Raw genomic sequence first — 16,632 nt, 5'->3', positions numbered from 1 at the left:
CGCGGGCGCTTATTTTTGTTTTGGAATTCTCGCGATTTCAAGAATTACGCGAGTGGCTTTTTCCATGTTATCAACTGAAATGAATTCGTACTGGCCATGATAGTTTTCTCCGCCTGTGAAGATATTCGGTGTTGGCAAGCCCATATACGAAAGTTGGGAGCCATCAGTACCGCCTCTTACAGGAACAATATTCGGTTCGATGCCAATCATTTTCATAGCATTCTCAGCTAAATCGACGATTTCCATTACGGGTTCGATTTTTTCGCGCATATTGTAATATTGGTCTTCAAGCTCCAGCGTGACCGCCTCTGGACCATATTCCTGCTGCAGTTTTTCGGCTGTTTCTTGCATTAACCGTTTTTTTGCTTCGAATTTTTCTCTATCGAAATCTCTAATAATATAAGAAAGAACAGCTTTTTCAACATTGCCGTTAAAATTATTCAAATGAATGAAGCCTTCATAGCCTTCAGTAGCTTCAGGCACTTCATTTTTTGGCATTTTCTCTTGGAAACGAATGGCGATCGTTTGTGCATTCACCATTTTGTCTTTAGCTGATCCGGGATGCACACTTTTTCCTTGAACCGTCAATTTGCCGGCAGCGGCATTAAAGCTTTCATATTGCAATTCACCGAGAGGGCCGCCATCCATCGTATAAGCATAGTCAGCACCAAAACGTTCCACGTCGAATTTATGCGGACCGCGGCCGATTTCCTCGTCTGGAGTGAAAGCCACACGGATTTTTCCGTGTTCAATTTCCGGATGTTGAACCAAGTATTCCATTGCCGTCATGATTTCCGCTACGCCGGCTTTATTGTCAGCGCCGAGAAGCGTTGTTCCATCAGTAGTCAGTAAAGTATGGCCAACGTAATTTTTCAGGTCCGGAAAATCAGCAGTAGACATGATGACAGAGTCGTTCAATGGAATGTCTTTTCCGTCGTAGTTATCAATGCGCTGCGGGTTCACGTTTTTGCCTGTGAAATCAGGAGCGGTGTCGACATGTGCAAGAAAACCGAAAACAGGAATTTCTCTATCCGTATTCGCTGGAAGCGTACCGAATAAATAGCCATATTCATCTGTTTCGACTTCTTCGAGGCCGATTTCTTTCATTTCTTTTTCAAGTTCGTTCAATAAGTCCCATTGGCCCGGAGTGGAAGGGGTAGCTGTACTCTCAGGATCTGATTGGGTATCGATCTTAGCATATCGCACAAGGCGTTCGATTAAAGTTTCAAACATCGTATTCCTCCTAAAATGTGTTCTATTATTATTTTAGCACGAAAATAATAAATTTTGGAAATACGAGAAGAGAAGGAGGAAAACAAATAAAAAACCGGAACTTCCTTTCAAGGAATTTCCGGTTTTTTCGGGTTATAGCTGTTTGTCTTGCAACGCTTTTGCGTGAGCTTCTTTAACTTCATCCAGTAAAGTGGATTCGGTCAACAAACGGTAGCCAGTATTCGCTAATGCTTTTGCACCTTTGATCAGGGCTTCATTGCCTGCTTCAGATTTTGCTGCTTCACGGAATTCTGCGGTATGGCCGATTAAATCGTCCGGTCCAATTTTGATGTAAGGATGGGCAGTCGGCACGGCATAGCTGATATTGCCAGCATCGGTTGATCCAAGGCCCTTCGCTCGGGAAGTGGCTACGTCTTCGCCCACTGCTTCCAGTTCGCTTTGGACCACTTTATCTAAAGCCGGGGTCAACACAAGATCCTGAACTTCGTTTTGGAAGCGCACAATTTTAACGGTTGTGCCTGTAGCTAGTGCAGCACCTTCTGCAATCGCCCGGATTTTTGTTGCCGTATCTGAAGTTTTTTTCCATGAATCGCCGCGGATGTAGAAACGGGCCGCAGCATATTCCGGAATGATGTTCGGCGCATCGCCGCCGTGGGTGATAATGCCATGGACACGGGCATCTGAAGGCAATTGCTGGCGAAGTGCGTTGATGCTGTTGAAAAGCTGGAGCACAGCGTCAAGTGCGTTAATTCCTTCTTCAGGAGAGCCGGCTGCATGTGCCGGTTTTCCATAAAAATGGAATTCCAATGGATCGACCGCAAGGGAAGGGCCAGTAATGGCCGTTTTTCCAGATGGGTGGATCATCAGCGCTGCATCAACGCCTTCAAGGAAACCATGCTTCACAAAACTGCCTTTAGCGCTGCCGTTCGGTCCGCCTTCTTCTGCTGGTGTACCGAGCACCACTACGCGGCCGCCTATTGTCGGGAGGGTTTCAGCTAACGCAATCGCAGCAGCGACGCTTGTTGTCCCAATAATGTTGTGTCCGCAGGCATGGCCGATTCCAGGAAGTGCATCGTATTCTGCCAGGTAAGCGATAGTTGGTCCCGGCAATGTACTTTCTTTGCTGGCAAAGAATGCCGTTTCATGGCCAGCGACGCCAGTTTCAACAGTGAATCCTGCTTCTTCAAGCAGTTTCACCAAAGTGGCACTTGCGAAGAATTCTTCATTGCCGATCTCCGGTTTTGCATGGATCGCTTGGCTGGTTTCGATGTAAACCCCGCGGTTCGATTCGATTGATTGGGAAATGGTTTGGGCTGCTTCTTTGATTGCTGTCATTGAAATTCCTCCTTAGGTTTTGTTTTATTGTCGGCTCTTTCCGCTTTTCTTATTGTCTAGACTCCGGCAGCTAGCCGCTCGAGGTCGCTTCAGCCTTATCAGCAATGGCAAAACCCGCCATTACTGCTAAGCCTTCCAGCGCTTGTCGCGGCTGACGAGCTGCCTTCGCTTTTCTTATTGATAATCCACGAGTTCTTCTACTGGGATGAATGTTGGGATTGATGCGCCTTTTGTATGTTCGACGATGAAGTCAGCTGTATCATCTTGTTGGTAAAGTTCAACGATTTTCAAGAAGTCTTCGTCTTCGGCATTTTCAGCACTTGCTGCAATTAGGTTGATGTAAGGTGTAGCTGTATCGCTTTCTGCAGCGATTGGATCTTCTGTCGGGTTCAAGCCAGCGTCAACTGCGACACCGTTATTGATGATTGAACCGGCAACATCGGGCATTGCACGCGGTGTATGCCCTGAAACCATCGGCATGATTTCGATGTTTTTCGGGTTTTCGATAATATCGTCCGCTGTTCCAGTCAATCCTGCGTCATCGGATAATTTGATCAAGCCTGCTTCTTGGAGCAATAGCAGTGCACGTCCCATATTCGTCGCTTCGTTCGGTACAGCAATTTGTGATCCGTTAGGAAGTTCATCAATTGATTCGTATTTGTCGGAGTAGAGGCCCATCGGTGCGATTACAGTTGAACCGATCGGCACGATGTCGATATTGTGTTCTGCGACAAACTCGTCGAAATAAGAAATGGTCTGGAATGCGTTTAAGTCAAGCTCGCCTTCAGCAAGTGCCAGGTTTGGCGCTACGTAATCAGAGAACGTAATGATTTCAAGGTCAATGCCTTCTTTTTCCGCTTTTTCCGCGACAAAATCCCAAATGGATGTATCGGATCCGCTAATGCCAAGCGTCACTTTTCTGTTTCCTTCTTCTCCTGAAGCATCATCGCCGCAAGCCGCAAGGACCAAAGCCAATAATGCGAATAAAACCGTCAATGTAATTTTTTTCATGATGTATTCCTCCAAGTAAGTGTTTTTTAGTTAACTTCTTCGTACTTTTTTAGATAGCAAGTTGCCGGCAGACTGAACGCCTTGCACAAGGACAACGAGTATAGCGACTGTAATCAGCATGACGACTGTGTCAAAGCGCTGATAACCATAAGTAATTGCCAAGTCTCCAAGTCCGCCACCGCCGATTGCTCCAGCCATAGCGGATGCTCCAATCAATCCCACAATGGCGATAGTCAGTGCCAGTACCAATGAACTCAAAGCTTCCGGAATGAGGAAGCGGAAAATGATCTGCCCAGGTGTCGCACCCATTGCCTGGGCGGCTTCGATGACGCCTTTGTCGACTTCGAGCAATGAGTTTTCAATCAGCCGGGCAATGTATGGTCCTGCATAGAACACAAGCGGGACGATGGCAGCGGCAGTGCCGATGGATGTACCGACAATCAACCGGGTAAGCGGAATGATAGCAACCATCAAAATGATGAAAGGGACTGAACGGAAAATATTAATGATAACGTTCAATACTTTCGAAATGGGTTCATTTGCCAGTAAATGGCCTTTTCTTGTTACGACTAGCAAGATGCCAAGCGGGAAACCGATAATGATTGAGAATAAGAACGAAGCACCGGTCATATAAACCGTTTCCCACAAAGCTTCTAAAATCTGTTCGTTATCAACTAGCATAATTCTTTACCTCCTCGACTTTGACCGAATCGCTGCGGATCGCAGTCAGCGCACGTTGGATCTCGCTTAAACTTCCTGAAAATTCTACGATCAGGTTGCCGTAAGGCTCACCTTGCAATTCCGTGATATTTCCAAAGAGCACATTGAGGTCGAGGTTGAATTCACGTGATACTTTGGACATGAGCGGCTGTCCGACCGAAGAGCCTGTAAACTGGACGCGGTAGATGGAATGGTTCTGCGTCGGATCCTGGATTTTAGTCAACAAGGATTCCGGCAGTTCATCGTTCATGACCGAACGGACAAAACGCTGAGTCGTCGGTTGCTTCGGATTTGTAAAAACTTCGTAAACGGAACCTTGCTCAATGACTTTTCCGGCTTCGAGGACCGCTACTTTATCGCAAATCTCCCGGATGACGCCCATCTCATGAGTGATTAATAGGATGGTGATATTGTATTCACGATTGATGCGCCGCAATAAATCCAGGATGGACTGGGTCGTCTGGGGATCAAGTGCGGATGTTGCTTCGTCGCATAGCAGGACAGAAGGGTTGGTGGCTAGTGCCCGGGCAATCCCGATCCGCTGCTTTTGTCCGCCTGAAAGCTGGTCCGGATATTTTTCTGCCTGGTCTGCCAGGCCTACAAATTCAAGAAGGTTTTTCACCTGTTCTTTAATTTTGTTTTTCGGTGTTTTTGCCAGAATCAGCGGCATCGCGACATTATGGAATACCGTTTTCGAATTCAATAGATTGAAATGCTGGAAAATCATTCCGATGTCTTTTCGGGTATCCCGGATTTCTTTGCTGGTAAGAGTGGAAATGTCCTTGTCATGGATGAGCACTCGTCCATTCGTCGGGCGTTCCAGTAAATTGACCGTCCGGATCAGTGAACTTTTGCCGGCGCCGCTAAAACCGATGACGCCATATATTTCTCCGGTTTCAACAGTAAGATCGATGCCGTTCAAAGCGTGGATTTCCTGTTTGCCGGAATGGTAGGTTTTCGTAACCCCCTCAAATTGAATCATTCAAATAGCCTCCTCATGCTGTATAGATCGAATACGTACAAACCTGTAAAAAATAAAACAAAAAGAGCCCTCTTTTTTCTTGTCCATAAGAAAAAAGAGGGCTCCGGAATGAAACCATCTCAATTCTCATCTTCCAAATGCACGTACATGCATTTGCAGGAATTAGCACAGTTTTCGCTTAAAGCGAATCCGCTGCCGAAACGTCATAGGGCCTGTCCCTCGGTTTCTCTGGATAAGAAAGTGATGTAAGTATTCGATTTGTAATTTCCACTTTAGTGCGTCAATGCGGAAAAGTCAAGAAACTTTTTTAAAATAAATTAATGAAAAATGAAAAGCCTGCTCTCACGCAGGCCCCGCTTTCTTGCGGAAGACAGAAGAAACCTTGCTTTCCGTTCCGTTTTTGATTCGTTTAATATTTTCAATGTGTTTCCAGAATGCCATTGCAAAAAGTCCGAAGGCAGTGAGAAGCGGCCAACTGCCTTCCGCCGGGAAATAAGCGATGGCAAACAGCATGCCATACAGAACGAGAACGCCCACAACCAAATAATCCGTTGCTAAAGCGCAAGCGACCAGCAGCAATCCGCCGGCAAGCCCCAATTTCCAATCCAGTGCAAGCATAACGCCGATGATGGACGCTGTACCTTTTCCGCCGTCGAAATTCATATAGAAAGGGAAATTGTGGCCGAGGACGACAGCCGCGCTTATCACAAAGAGCATTGTCCATTCCAATTCATTTGATAAATTGAATTGACTTAAAAGAATTCTTAGCCCCAAGACAGAGACAATCCCTTTGGAAATATCGATCAAGGCGACAAGTGCGCCGAATTTCCAGCCAAGGACAATGGCCGCATTGGAAGCACCGGAATTTTTCACCCCTTCTTTTTTGACATTCGTACCTGAAATCAATTGGGCGATGGATGAGCCATGAAGTGAACCGAGTAAATAACCAATAATAAAAGTGCATATAAACCAAAGAATCATAAGATCATCTCCTCTATAAGTATTAAACGTTTTAAAGGATAGAGAGGTTTCGAAATTTTTTGAATTATCCACTTGACAAACGAGAATTATGTTTTTATACTGCTAAACAAGATGAAAAACTAAATCTGAATACTCTTATCAAGAGAGGCGGAGGGAATAGGCCCTATGATGCCCGGCAACCACCAAGCAATTGTTTGGAAAGGTGCTAAATCCTACAGATCGGCAACGATCTGGCAGATGAGAGGAGGTATCTCCGTATATGACGGTCCTCTTCTTAACGAAGAGGGCTTTTTTCTGTTCCCTCCTCGTCTTCAGTTTTCATCAATAAAAACTAGGAGGAAAAAGAAATGACAAATTTTAAACCAGAAACGCTTTTATTGCACGGTGGACAAGAGCCAGATCCAACAACTGGAGCAAGAGGAGTTGCGATCCATAAAACAACTTCCTATGTGTTTAAAGATACGGAGCATGCCCAAAATTTATTCGGATTGAAAGAGACCGGAAATATCTATTCGCGCATCATGAATCCGACGGTGGATGTTTTTGAACAGCGCGTAGCTTTGCTGGAAGGGGGAACTGCAGCTGTCGCCTTGTCATCCGGAATGGCAGCCATTGCATTCTCTATTTTAAACGTCGCTGAAGCGGGCGATGAAATTTTGGCAGACAGCAATCTTTACGGCGGTACTGTCAGTTTGTTCTCCAACACACTCCCACGTTATGGAATCAACGTGAAATTTGCGGACGGAACAGATCCGGAAAACTTCCGTGCAGCCATCACGGATAAAACAAAAGCAATCTTCGGGGAAATTATCGGAAATCCGAGCTTGAACGTATTTGATGTTGAAAAAGTAGCGGAAATTGCACACGAAAACCAAATTCCTTTATTGATCGATAATACATTTGCCTCCCCGTATGGCAGCAACCCCATTGCATTCGGTGCAGATGTCGTCATCCATTCAGCGACAAAATGGATTGGCGGGCATGGGACGACCATTGGTGGAGTTGTTGTGGACGGCGGCAAGTTTAACTGGAACAATCCGAAATTCCCGAATTACACTGAACCGGATGAAAGCTACCATGGCATCCGCTATGGCATAGATGCAGAAGGAGCTTCATTTGCGACTAAACTGCGCGTCCAATTACTGCGCGATTTCGGTCCGTCACTAAGTCCGGACAGTGCCCATGCTTTCCTGCAAGGTTTAGAAACGCTGCATTTGCGGATTCCGCGTCACAACAGCAATGCACGGTTCGTCGCTGAATATCTTCAGCAGCATCCGCAAGTTGAATGGGTGAACTACATCGGCTTTGAAAATCATCCATCCCACCAGCTGGCGCAAAAATACTTGAAAGACGGCTACGGTTCAATTGTGAACTTCGGCGTTAAAGGCGGCCGTGAAGCTGGACGGAAAGTAATTGATGGCGTCGGATTATGGTCGCATGTAGCAAACGTCGGGGATGCGAAATCGTTGATCATCCATCCGGCTTCTACTACCCATCAGCAATTGAACAAAGAGGAATTAGAAGGGGCAGGAGTCACGGAAGAATTGATCCGTCTATCAGTCGGCCTTGAAAATCCGGAAGATTTAATCGCAGATCTTGAGCAGGCCATCAAATCGGCTGTGCTCGAAAACGTCTAGGAGGGAAAGCGGATGACCAGTGTATCCATCGGCAATTTGGTTCTTGAATCTGGGGAAGTCTTAGAGAATGCAGAGCTTGCCTATGAACGATCCGGCAAAGAAGGTGGTCCTGCCGTTCTTGTCTGCCATGCGTTGACTGGAGACCAGTATGCGATCGGGACCGAGGACCTTCCAGGTTGGTGGTCCGGCTTGATTGGACCAGGCAAAGCCGTGGATACCACTATTTTTCAAGTCATCACTTTCAATGTTCTAGGAGGCTGCAATGGCTCTACTGGACCTTTATCCACTAATCCCAAAACAGGCAAAGCGTACCGTTCTTCTTTTCCAGCAATTACGATAAAAGATATGGTCCAAGCTGAATTTCAGGCATTAAAAGAGCTCGGAATTTCCCATTTAGCAGCTGTCATCGGAGGGTCGCTTGGCGGCATGAAGACTTTGGAATGGGGTAGAGCCCATCCGGAATTTGTGGATATCATTTTCCCCCTTGCTGTAACCCCAGCTTATAGTGACTACGGCATCGCTTTTAATTATATTGGAATTCAGGCGATTGAAAACGATTCACATTTCAATAATGGAAATTACAGCCATTCATCTGAAATCAAGGGGTTCGAAGTGGCAAGAATGGCGGGGATGGTCACTTACCGAAGCGCTGAAATGTTTAACCGCCGTTTTAACCGAAAAGCGGTCGCTAAGGGCTATGACGTAGAATCTTATTTGAATTATCAAGGCCAGAAATTAGCGAACCGCTTTGATGCCAATAGTTACTTAACTCTTTTAAAAGCGATGAACACCCATGATGTCAGTGGTGAAATTCTGGATGTAGAAATTTTTGCGCTATCGTTTACGCATGATCTGCTGTATCCGAGCGAATTGATGATTCATTGGCTAAAATCCCAGCCTCAGGCAGAATGGGAAGTCGTTGAAACGCAATTTGGCCATGATGGATTTTTAGTGGAATTTGATAAATGGAGCAGCAGAATTAAACAAAAACTTGAAAATGCCATTGTCCCGCAGCTGTCTCTTTAAAGAAATTTAACCAGCTGCAGCAAGAAATGCAGAGTCGCCGACAGGAGGGACTTGTAATAATTCCACGTAATATTAATTTTAAGAGATTTCCAACCAAATGGAATTGGAAAATTGAATGAATTTAAAGCTATTTTCATCTTTATTAAGATGAAAATAGCTTTTTTTATTGGAAAAATTAAGGGGATTAGCAACTTGTAATTACTGGGAGTCAGGGGTAGGAAAAAGAGGAAACCGTACTAGGATGCCTGTTTTAATGCATCGTATTTATACTAGTTTTAAGATAAAAGTCCTGAGTAAATATCTCTATTAAATAACTCTTGAATTCAAGGTTTTATAATAATGAAAAAATTTAAAAAATGAATAAAAAGTCACGGTTAGAGAGTGCGAATAACAGGTAAAAGAGCAAGGAGAAAAGATAGAGAGGGATTTCAAGGAAAATGTGCCTAAAGAAAAGAGGGATGATAATGAATAGATGGCATTGTAATAGAAGGGGTTAAAAATACCTATATGACTTTTTATCTGTAAAAAATACCTCTAACCGAAAACGGTTTTGACAGCTCTATAAATTTAATGATAAGCATATAGAGGAAATTAAAATATAGACAAAAAGTGAAGGATAATATTGCCAATTTTATTAACTAAAGAAAATTTTAGCAAAGTGCAAAAAGTTTCCTGCTATTGACATGAAGTAGAGAAATAGATGCCTAATGCCAAGGGAGTGCCAAAATGATTGAATCCAAAAGAAAAGCAATTATCTTTTTCGTACTAGCTGCCATTCTAGCAGGAACGGCCGGTTTCCTGACATTATCAAAAGTAAAGGAATTGAACAGCGACTTGGGAACAATGGTTAAAGTTTATGCTGCAAAAGGGGATATCGCCTCTCGAAGCGTCATTACGCCAAAAGATGTGGCTGTTGAGGAAATCCCGAAAAAGTTTTTAACGGACCAGCATATTACAAGCACTGACGATCTCCAAAATAAGGTATCGGTCATTCCTTTATCCGCAGGAGACTTCATTACGAAAAACATGTTGAAGCAAGCTTCCGCAGTAATGGAAGAAAATAATCGCCTGATCACTTTAATGGCCTCAGATCGTGTCTTTTTCGATGAACAGCTTGAAGCTTTAGACCGGGTCGATATTATCGTCTCAGTACGTTTTGACAATGAGAACAAAACGCAAATTTTCATGAAAGATGTAAAAGTAGCACGTGTAGCAAATGATAATAAAAAGTTTGCGGGGGTCCAGTTAGAAGTTTCACTCGAACAAGCACCTAAGCTAATACATATGCAGAATTACGCAGACAGCGTCCGGATCATCAAAGCAAATGTCGGTGCCGGCAAAGAAGATGCACCGGAAACAGACACGGCTGCTGAAACGGAAGCTTCAAAGGAAACGGAAGAAAAAGCAGAAGCAAAACCGAAAGAAGAAAAGCCAAAAGCAGAAGAGAAACCTAAAGCAGAAGAGAAAAAAGAAGCAGAAAAGAAAGAACAGGATGACGCAGCCGAGACGTCTCCGGAGAGCTGAGGGATTTGGATATGAAAGAATCGAAACTATTGATTGTCGGACAGAAAAACGAATTATTTACATTGCTCACCCGGCAATTCGAAGGTGAGTTTGACTATAGTTGGCTCGACCCTACCCATTTGCGTTCGGAGCTGAAAAACGTGGACCCGGCATTAGTTCTTCTATTGCATGAACCTGGGAAAGACTTAGAAACCCATGCTTATCTCCAACAGGAACTTGACGGAACGCCTGTCGTATTTGTCCATGAAAGCCACGATTTCCAGTTATTCCGAGACTTAGTAAGAGCGGGGGCGATCGATTATTTCGTTATACCCGAAGATTTAAATGGTTTAGAGAACCAATTGGCGATTATGCTTGCAAGACTTGAAAAATCTCCAGAAAAAGAAAAACAACTGAGTTTTAAGCGAGGGAGCGGACAAGTCTTCGCTTTCTATAGCGGCAAGGGAGGCAGCGGGAAAACGCTGTTGAGCACCGCTTTTGCCCAGACCTTGAAATTTGAATCCACGGCTCAAGTTCTTTATATCGACTTGAATCTTCAATATGGAGGCGGAGAATCTTATCTGGGTGTGGAAACTGCGAGAAACATCCTGGATTTGGAGCCGGTTATCAAAGAAATGACTGAACAGCATTTACGCAACGTGACAGAAAAAGAACCTTTATCGAAAATGGAGCTGTTAATCAGCCCATGCGATGCGGAACTTGCTGAGTACATTACAGAAGATTTCGTCACGCGTCTTTTGCGGGTATGCCGCCGGGCCTATGATTTCATCATCGTTGATTTGCCCGTGAACATGGATGAACGTACGTATACGGCATTAGTCGAGGCCGACCGCATCTATTACACGACTTTAATGGACACGCCATCCATCCGGGTTTTCAAGCATACGGAAGAACTGTTCCAAAAACTTGGAATTCCTACAGCAGACCGGTTGGAGCTCGTGCTGAACGAAGTCGGCCGGGAAAACGAGTTAAGCAAAAAAGATATTGAACGCTTTATCGAATATCCTGTGGCAGCTGAAATCAGACGCGATATTAAAGGAGTGCAGACCGCTATCAATAAAGGCGAGACCCTTCGAAAATTGCCGAAAGAAAAGAAACTTACTCCCGCCGCTAAAGACATGCGGAAATGGGTCGTATCCATGCTGAAATAATCATTTTTAAAAGGAAGGAGGGAAAGCGATGTCGCTCTTTCAACGGAAAAGAACCGAATCAGCAGCGGCTGTCAGTGAAAGTGTTTCAGTACAAAGCTCACAAGTGTTGAGCCCATATTTAGAAGAATTGCTCGAGCATTACAAAGCAAGGCTGTTGGCAGAAACCAATCTAGAACCGCTGATTGCAGCTGAAGAATCTGAGCGCCGCCTGTCCATTGAACGCCTGATCAGCCAGTTCATGCTCGAAGAAAAAGTAGTCATCTCGAAAACCGACCGCGAAATGCTTTTGACGCGTTTGATTGATGAAACAGTTGGCTTTGGTCCATTGGAACAATTGCTGAAAGATCCGACGATCACCGAGATTTTAGTGAACGGACCAAAAGAGATCCATGTGGAGCGGAACGGTCGGCTGGAATCTTCACATATTACCTTTAAGAACGAAGAACATGTCCGCCATATTGTCGACCGAGTGATTGCCCCGCTTGGCCGGCGAATCGATGAAAGTTCGCCAATGGTCGATGCACGCTTGCCGGATGGCAGCCGGGTAAATGCCGTCATTCCACCCATCAGTTTAAATGGCACATTGCTGTCGATCCGGAAATTCCGGAAAGAACCGTTTGAAATGGAAGATTTGCTCAGGCTCTCTTCATTAGATGAAAGCATGTCGAAATTCATACGTGCCATTGTGGAAGCAAAACTCAATATCCTGATATCCGGAGGAACCGGGAGCGGGAAAACGACGCTGCTGAATGCAGTTGCAAAGTCAATCCCGCTCCATGAACGGGTCATTACGATCGAGGATTCAGCAGAGCTCAGGCTAAACAGAGGAAGCGTCGTTGGAATGGAAGCGCGCCCGCCAAACGTAGAAGGGCAAGGGGAGGTCAGTATCCGCCAATTGGTGCGGAACTCGCTGCGAATGCGTCCAGACCGAATCATTGTCGGAGAGGTCCGGGGAGCGGAAGCTTTCGATATGCTGCAGGCAATGAATACAGGGCATGAAGGATCGCTGACTACAGTCCACTCCAACTCTCCAGTAGACGCCATTAGCCGAGTTGAAGGGATGGTCATCATGGCGGGAATGGATTTGCCGAGTGAAATCGTCCGGGAGTATATCGTAGGGGCCCTGGATTATATCATCCAGGCTGACCGTCTTGGAGATGGACAACGGAAAATCGTCAATATCTCTGAAGTCTATGTAGATGAAGACAAAGGCGTTAAGATCCGGGATGTGTTTATTTTTAAACGGACCGGCACCGGCAAAAATGGTGAAGTAATCGGCCATTTCACGCCGACCGGCTATATACCAAAATGTTTGGACCATCTAAGGGTATTCGGCATCGAGTTGGATGAATCGATGTTCCAGGTGAAGCAGGAGGTGGCCCAATGGACATAAGTATTGCCATTTTATATAGTGCGGCCGTTTTGGCGCTGTTATTTGGGGCTTACTTGTTCCTCGATTACCGCAGGGAAAAGCAGGAGTGGAAGAAAAAGCTCAAAACCTGGTATCCCGAAGAAAAAAGAAAAAGTGCCATCAGCGTTTGGGGAGACCGGTTCGATGAATCTCCAATGTCCGAGAAGCTGGCTAAAAAGCTCAAAAGTGCCAATGTTTCTTTATTAGCTTCTGAATACATCGGCATTCATGTGCTAGGCGTTCTCATGCTTTACGTCGTGTTCAATATGATTTTCAGCATGGCGGCGTTGCCAAGTATTATATTGACCATCGGGATTTTAGTAAGCAGCCATTTTCTATTGTTCTATATCCGCAAAAACAAGTATGAAGAACGCTTGAATGAGCAGCTCAGTGAAGTTTGCCGGCTTTTGGCGAACGGGGCCAGATCGGGAATGACCATCACTCAGGGCATCGATTTGGTAGCAAGAGAAGTAAATGAACCGGCAAAAGATGAATTCAAGCGCCTCTCGAATGAATTGAAACTGGGTGTGCCTTTTGAAACGGCATTAAGGGCAGTCCAAAAAAGGAATAGTTCACGGGATTTCCAATTATTCATCGCTACATTGCTGATTCAGAAACGGACAGGAGGCAATTTGGCAGCGACGCTTGAAACGATGTCGCATACGTTGGAAGACCGGAAGCTATTGCACCAGACGATTCAAACGATGACTTCCGAGCAGCGCTATATATCGTTGATTGTTCCGGCAATGCCTATATTCATCCTGTTGTTTATGAACAATATTATCGATGGATTTACGGATCCGCTGACTACGCCAATTGGCATCATTATGATGATCGCATTCGGCTTGGGAATCATCTTGTCATTTTTCCTGATTCGTCAAATTACAAATATAAAAGTGTAGGTGAAGGGTTTGGATGCTCTCATTATTTTTACGATTATTGTCTTCTGGTTTATGGTCATTTTAGGAATCCGCAACTGGTCCGTTTATGTAAGTGAAAAAAGAGGCGTGCTTGTGCATGTTTCTGAGACGACGAATGTTGATGGTTTCGATAAGAAAAAGAAAAAACAGAAACAAAAAGCAAATCTGTTTAGCCGGTTAAGCGGCTACGCAGATGAATTTTCGGAACTCGGGCAGCGCATCAACTTTTTTAGTGAAAGCATTGAAGTGGCTGACTGGCTGAAGAAATCTGGCAACCCCTATGAATTGACGGTTGCCCGCTTTCAAGGTTTGAAGATTTTATTGTTCATTATCGGATTTTTTGCAGCGATGTTGGCCTTTATCGTCGGCTTGCCATTCTCCAAATATGGGTTGGTTTTCTTGCCGCTGATCGGCTACTTTATCCCGATTTATTTAGTAAGGTCACAAGCTAAGAAACGCCAGGAAAAACTGAGAATGGATTTACCCGATTTTCTGGATACCATCAGTACGAGTATTCAGGCTGGGGTTAGCCTAGACCAGGCATTAAGGGAGGTGATACGCTTTTTCGACGGTCCGCTCCGAGAGGAATTTATGCGCTTCAATCAGGAAATCGACCTAGGGGTGCAACGTGAAACGGCTTATCGGAACTTGCTAGAACGCAATGACAATGAAGAGTTTCAGCAATTGATCAAATCTCTGCTCCAAGGCATGAAACTAGGGGTGCCTATTGCAACGACTTTTAAGATTCAGGCGGAAGATATGCGCCAGCTAAGACAGGAGCGCGTCAAAGAACTGGCAGCCAAGGCTTCGCCAAAAGTTACATTGGTTACAACATTCGTGGTAGCACCGGTTTCAATCATGATGATTGCCGGCCTCATGCTGCTGAATATGATTTACGGAGAAAACAGCATTTTTAACATACTATAAAACTCTAGGAGGAATTTATTATGAAAGAAACATTAAACGACTTTATCTTGCAAATGGTGACATCTATGAAAACGGCAATGGACAACGAAAGAGGATCTCAAACTTTGGAGTGGATCGGGATTGCAGCAGTTATTGTTATCGTAGTGGGCGTTGTTTCACAAGCATTCTCTGGCGGTACTTTCGGAACTACATTAGTAGAAAAATTCAATGGCTTTATCGGAAAAATCGGCGGAGGGGAGTAACATCCCCCTGCTTTTCTTGGTATAAGGGCAATAGCCTGAAGCCTGATATTGCATGAATACGCATCACGAAAGGAGCATACGATGAAATTAGGCAAGGTATTGGTGGCATCGTTGCTTGTGCTAGGGTTAGCAGCCTGTCAACAAGATGAACCTGAAGAACCAAAAGCAGCAGAAACTGAAGAACAAACCAAAGCGGAAGCCGACAAGGATACAGCGGCTGAATCCACAGAAAAAGCCGAAGAAGAGCCAGGTCTGGAAGAGGCTATTTCGGAAGAGGATTTAATTGCCTTGCCGGAGACCGATCAAGACTTAATCAGCCAGCCTGTCGGGAAAATCGGTCATTTGGATTTATCAAGCGGAGATGAAGAAGAGATTGAGCCTGCATTCTTTGAAGCATTCGGAGAAGTGCCGCCTCTAAAAGAAGATGCTTCAGAAGAAGAAATGGATTTATATTTCAATTATCTTTATTCCTTGGTCGCCTATGATTTCCAGAATCCACAAGATGTACTGAATCAATTGGAGTTTGCACTTTCAGGAACACCGGAAGCGGATGAACGTTTTGCTTTTAAAGAAAATTACAATGTAGAAGTCATCTTGGACGCCAGCGGATCCATGGCTAACTATGTAGGGGGAAAAACCCGCATGGAACTCGCGAAGGAATCCATCCGCAATTTCATGGCAGAAGTACCTGAAGAAGCGAATGTATCGTTGCGGATCTATGGACATGAAGGCACAGGTTCCGAAGAAGACAAAGCGGCATCATGCGCAGCTATTGATGAAGTATATGAACGCGGAACATATGATAAAGCGAAGTTCGAACAGGCGCTAAACACGTTTGAACCTGCGGGATGGACTCCGGTTGCTGGGGCATTGGAATCGGCTCAGGCAAGTTTTGAAGGGCTGGACAGTAAAACAAATACAAACTTGATCTACATGGTCAGCGACGGCATTGAAACGTGCGAGGGAGATCCGGTAGCTGTAGCGAAATCGCTAGCGGCCAGTAATGTAGCACCCATCATCAATGTCATCGGTTTTAACGCGGACGCCGAAGCACAGCAGCAATTGAAAGAAGTCGCTAAAGCAGCAGAAGGCATCTTCTCAAATGTGGCAGACGGCAAGCAATTGACCGAGCAATTTAACCAGTCTGAAGAAGTATTGAAAAATTGGAAGAGCTGGAAACAGAATTCCGAGCTGGATGTTTTAAAAGCAAGCAATGACAGCTGGCTAGCCATTCAACAATTTGAAAATAATTGGAGTGCTTCTGCCTTGAAGCAAGAATTGGCATTGAACAGAGGATTGCGCTATTTACGGGAAGCCGGTTATATCAACTGGGATCAAAAAAGCGTTCTCGAGAAAAAAGTGTATGACATCAGTGATGTAGCAAATTCAGCAAAAGGGCCGCTCGTTTCAGAATTGAACGAAGTGAAAGAAAAAGGCCTAGATGAAATGCGGAAGCAAATCAGTGACAAATATCCAGATGAAGCAGAATGACAGTAAAAAGGGGACTCCCCTTTTTCCGGCTTATACGTGCG

General features: G+C 44.9%; 15 protein-coding genes and 2 riboswitches. Of the genes, 9 read left to right on the top strand and 6 right to left on the bottom strand.

Going from position 1 to position 16,632, the window contains the following annotated elements:
* Positions 1-9 precede the first annotated feature (9 nt).
* From pepT to NFU07_RS06225, 6 genes are all read right to left on the bottom strand, one after another.
* Complete coding sequence (pepT, locus tag NFU07_RS06250) at positions 10-1,233, bottom strand: peptidase T (RefSeq protein ID WP_251475899.1); 1,224 nt, start codon at positions 1,231-1,233, stop codon at positions 10-12.
* Between the two features lie 132 nt (positions 1,234-1,365).
* Entirely contained in the window at positions 1,366-2,568 is a 1,203-nt protein-coding gene (locus tag NFU07_RS06245) for a M20 family metallopeptidase (RefSeq protein WP_251475898.1), read from the bottom strand.
* A 174-nt stretch (positions 2,569-2,742) separates the two neighbouring features.
* Positions 2,743-3,579 (bottom strand): MetQ/NlpA family ABC transporter substrate-binding protein, encoded by an 837-nt coding sequence (locus NFU07_RS06240; protein WP_251475896.1) that lies wholly within the window; start codon positions 3,577-3,579, stop codon positions 2,743-2,745.
* A gap of 30 nt (positions 3,580-3,609) precedes the next feature.
* Complete coding sequence (locus NFU07_RS06235) at positions 3,610-4,260, bottom strand: methionine ABC transporter permease (protein ID WP_235197212.1); 651 nt, start codon at positions 4,258-4,260, stop codon at positions 3,610-3,612.
* Positions 4,250-5,281, bottom strand: a complete 1,032-nt coding sequence (locus tag NFU07_RS06230; protein WP_251475894.1) for a methionine ABC transporter ATP-binding protein — start codon at positions 5,279-5,281, stop codon at positions 4,250-4,252. The genes NFU07_RS06235 and NFU07_RS06230 overlap by 11 nt, the downstream gene beginning before the upstream one ends.
* Positions 5,282-5,404: 123 nt before the next feature.
* A riboswitch (SAM riboswitch) is annotated at positions 5,405-5,520 on the bottom strand.
* 103 nt (positions 5,521-5,623) lie between these two features.
* The gene (locus NFU07_RS06225) at positions 5,624-6,262 is read right to left on the bottom strand and encodes a glycerol-3-phosphate acyltransferase (protein ID WP_251475892.1); all 639 of its coding nucleotides are present in this window, start codon (positions 6,260-6,262) and stop codon (positions 5,624-5,626) included.
* A gap of 132 nt (positions 6,263-6,394) precedes the next feature.
* Positions 6,395-6,506, top strand: a riboswitch (SAM riboswitch).
* A gap of 103 nt (positions 6,507-6,609) precedes the next feature.
* Here NFU07_RS06225 and NFU07_RS06220 point away from each other — a divergent pair.
* The 9 genes from NFU07_RS06220 to NFU07_RS06180 all read left to right on the top strand — a co-directional run bounded on the left by NFU07_RS06220 (position 6,610) and on the right by NFU07_RS06180 (position 16,591).
* Positions 6,610-7,899, top strand: a complete 1,290-nt coding sequence (locus NFU07_RS06220; protein ID WP_251475890.1) for an O-acetylhomoserine aminocarboxypropyltransferase/cysteine synthase family protein — start codon at positions 6,610-6,612, stop codon at positions 7,897-7,899.
* A gap of 12 nt (positions 7,900-7,911) precedes the next feature.
* A complete protein-coding gene (gene metX / locus NFU07_RS06215; RefSeq protein WP_251475888.1) occupies positions 7,912-8,925 on the top strand; it encodes a homoserine O-acetyltransferase MetX in 1,014 nt (337 codons plus the stop codon).
* Between the two features lie 726 nt (positions 8,926-9,651).
* Positions 9,652-10,449: a Flp pilus assembly protein CpaB gene (cpaB, locus tag NFU07_RS06210; protein ID WP_235197207.1), complete on the top strand. Its 798-nt coding sequence runs from the start codon at positions 9,652-9,654 to the stop codon at positions 10,447-10,449.
* Positions 10,450-10,460: 11 nt separating this feature from the next.
* The gene (locus tag NFU07_RS06205) at positions 10,461-11,600 is read left to right on the top strand and encodes a CpaE/TadZ family protein (RefSeq protein WP_235197206.1); all 1,140 of its coding nucleotides are present in this window, start codon (positions 10,461-10,463) and stop codon (positions 11,598-11,600) included.
* Between the two features lie 28 nt (positions 11,601-11,628).
* Complete coding sequence (locus NFU07_RS06200; RefSeq protein WP_235197205.1) at positions 11,629-12,993, top strand: TadA family conjugal transfer-associated ATPase; 1,365 nt, start codon at positions 11,629-11,631, stop codon at positions 12,991-12,993.
* The gene (locus NFU07_RS06195; protein WP_251475880.1) at positions 12,984-13,913 is read left to right on the top strand and encodes a type II secretion system F family protein; all 930 of its coding nucleotides are present in this window, start codon (positions 12,984-12,986) and stop codon (positions 13,911-13,913) included. The genes NFU07_RS06200 and NFU07_RS06195 overlap by 10 nt, the downstream gene beginning before the upstream one ends.
* A 9-nt stretch (positions 13,914-13,922) precedes the next feature.
* The gene (locus NFU07_RS06190; protein ID WP_251475879.1) at positions 13,923-14,858 is read left to right on the top strand and encodes a type II secretion system F family protein; all 936 of its coding nucleotides are present in this window, start codon (positions 13,923-13,925) and stop codon (positions 14,856-14,858) included.
* 20 nt (positions 14,859-14,878) lie between these two features.
* Positions 14,879-15,100 carry a hypothetical protein gene (locus tag NFU07_RS06185; protein WP_235197202.1) on the top strand — a complete coding sequence of 74 codons (222 nt, stop codon included), beginning with the start codon at positions 14,879-14,881 and terminating at the stop codon, positions 15,098-15,100.
* Between the two features lie 81 nt (positions 15,101-15,181).
* Complete coding sequence (locus NFU07_RS06180; RefSeq protein ID WP_235197201.1) at positions 15,182-16,591, top strand: VWA domain-containing protein; 1,410 nt, start codon at positions 15,182-15,184, stop codon at positions 16,589-16,591.
* Positions 16,592-16,632 lie beyond the last annotated feature (41 nt).

The organism is Planococcus sp. NCCP-2050 (assembly GCF_023708025.1).
Taxonomy (GTDB): domain Bacteria; phylum Bacillota; class Bacilli; order Bacillales_A; family Planococcaceae; genus Planococcus.
Note: the sequence above shows the minus strand (reverse complement) of the source record. Positions and strands in the feature narration are given on the sequence as shown.

What these genes read in the sequence shown, in the direction of transcription:
- NFU07_RS06245 (WP_251475898.1), bottom strand. Translation starts at nt 2,568, where the DNA reads ATGACAGCAATCAAAGAAGCAGCCCAAACCATTTCCCAATCAATCGAA.
- cpaB (WP_235197207.1), top strand. Translation starts at nt 9,652, where the DNA reads ATGATTGAATCCAAAAGAAAAGCAATTATCTTTTTCGTACTAGCTGCC.
- NFU07_RS06205 (WP_235197206.1), top strand. Translation starts at nt 10,461, where the DNA reads ATGAAAGAATCGAAACTATTGATTGTCGGACAGAAAAACGAATTATTT.
- NFU07_RS06180 (WP_235197201.1), top strand. Translation starts at nt 15,182, where the DNA reads ATGAAATTAGGCAAGGTATTGGTGGCATCGTTGCTTGTGCTAGGGTTA.
- NFU07_RS06195 (WP_251475880.1), top strand. Translation starts at nt 12,984, where the DNA reads ATGGACATAAGTATTGCCATTTTATATAGTGCGGCCGTTTTGGCGCTG.
- NFU07_RS06230 (WP_251475894.1), bottom strand. Translation starts at nt 5,281, where the DNA reads ATGATTCAATTTGAGGGGGTTACGAAAACCTACCATTCCGGCAAACAG.
- NFU07_RS06185 (WP_235197202.1), top strand. Translation starts at nt 14,879, where the DNA reads ATGAAAGAAACATTAAACGACTTTATCTTGCAAATGGTGACATCTATG.
- NFU07_RS06220 (WP_251475890.1), top strand. Translation starts at nt 6,610, where the DNA reads ATGACAAATTTTAAACCAGAAACGCTTTTATTGCACGGTGGACAAGAG.
- NFU07_RS06225 (WP_251475892.1), bottom strand. Translation starts at nt 6,262, where the DNA reads ATGATTCTTTGGTTTATATGCACTTTTATTATTGGTTATTTACTCGGT.
- NFU07_RS06240 (WP_251475896.1), bottom strand. Translation starts at nt 3,579, where the DNA reads ATGAAAAAAATTACATTGACGGTTTTATTCGCATTATTGGCTTTGGTC.
- pepT (WP_251475899.1), bottom strand. Translation starts at nt 1,233, where the DNA reads ATGTTTGAAACTTTAATCGAACGCCTTGTGCGATATGCTAAGATCGAT.
- metX (WP_251475888.1), top strand. Translation starts at nt 7,912, where the DNA reads ATGACCAGTGTATCCATCGGCAATTTGGTTCTTGAATCTGGGGAAGTC.
- NFU07_RS06200 (WP_235197205.1), top strand. Translation starts at nt 11,629, where the DNA reads ATGTCGCTCTTTCAACGGAAAAGAACCGAATCAGCAGCGGCTGTCAGT.
- NFU07_RS06235 (WP_235197212.1), bottom strand. Translation starts at nt 4,260, where the DNA reads ATGCTAGTTGATAACGAACAGATTTTAGAAGCTTTGTGGGAAACGGTT.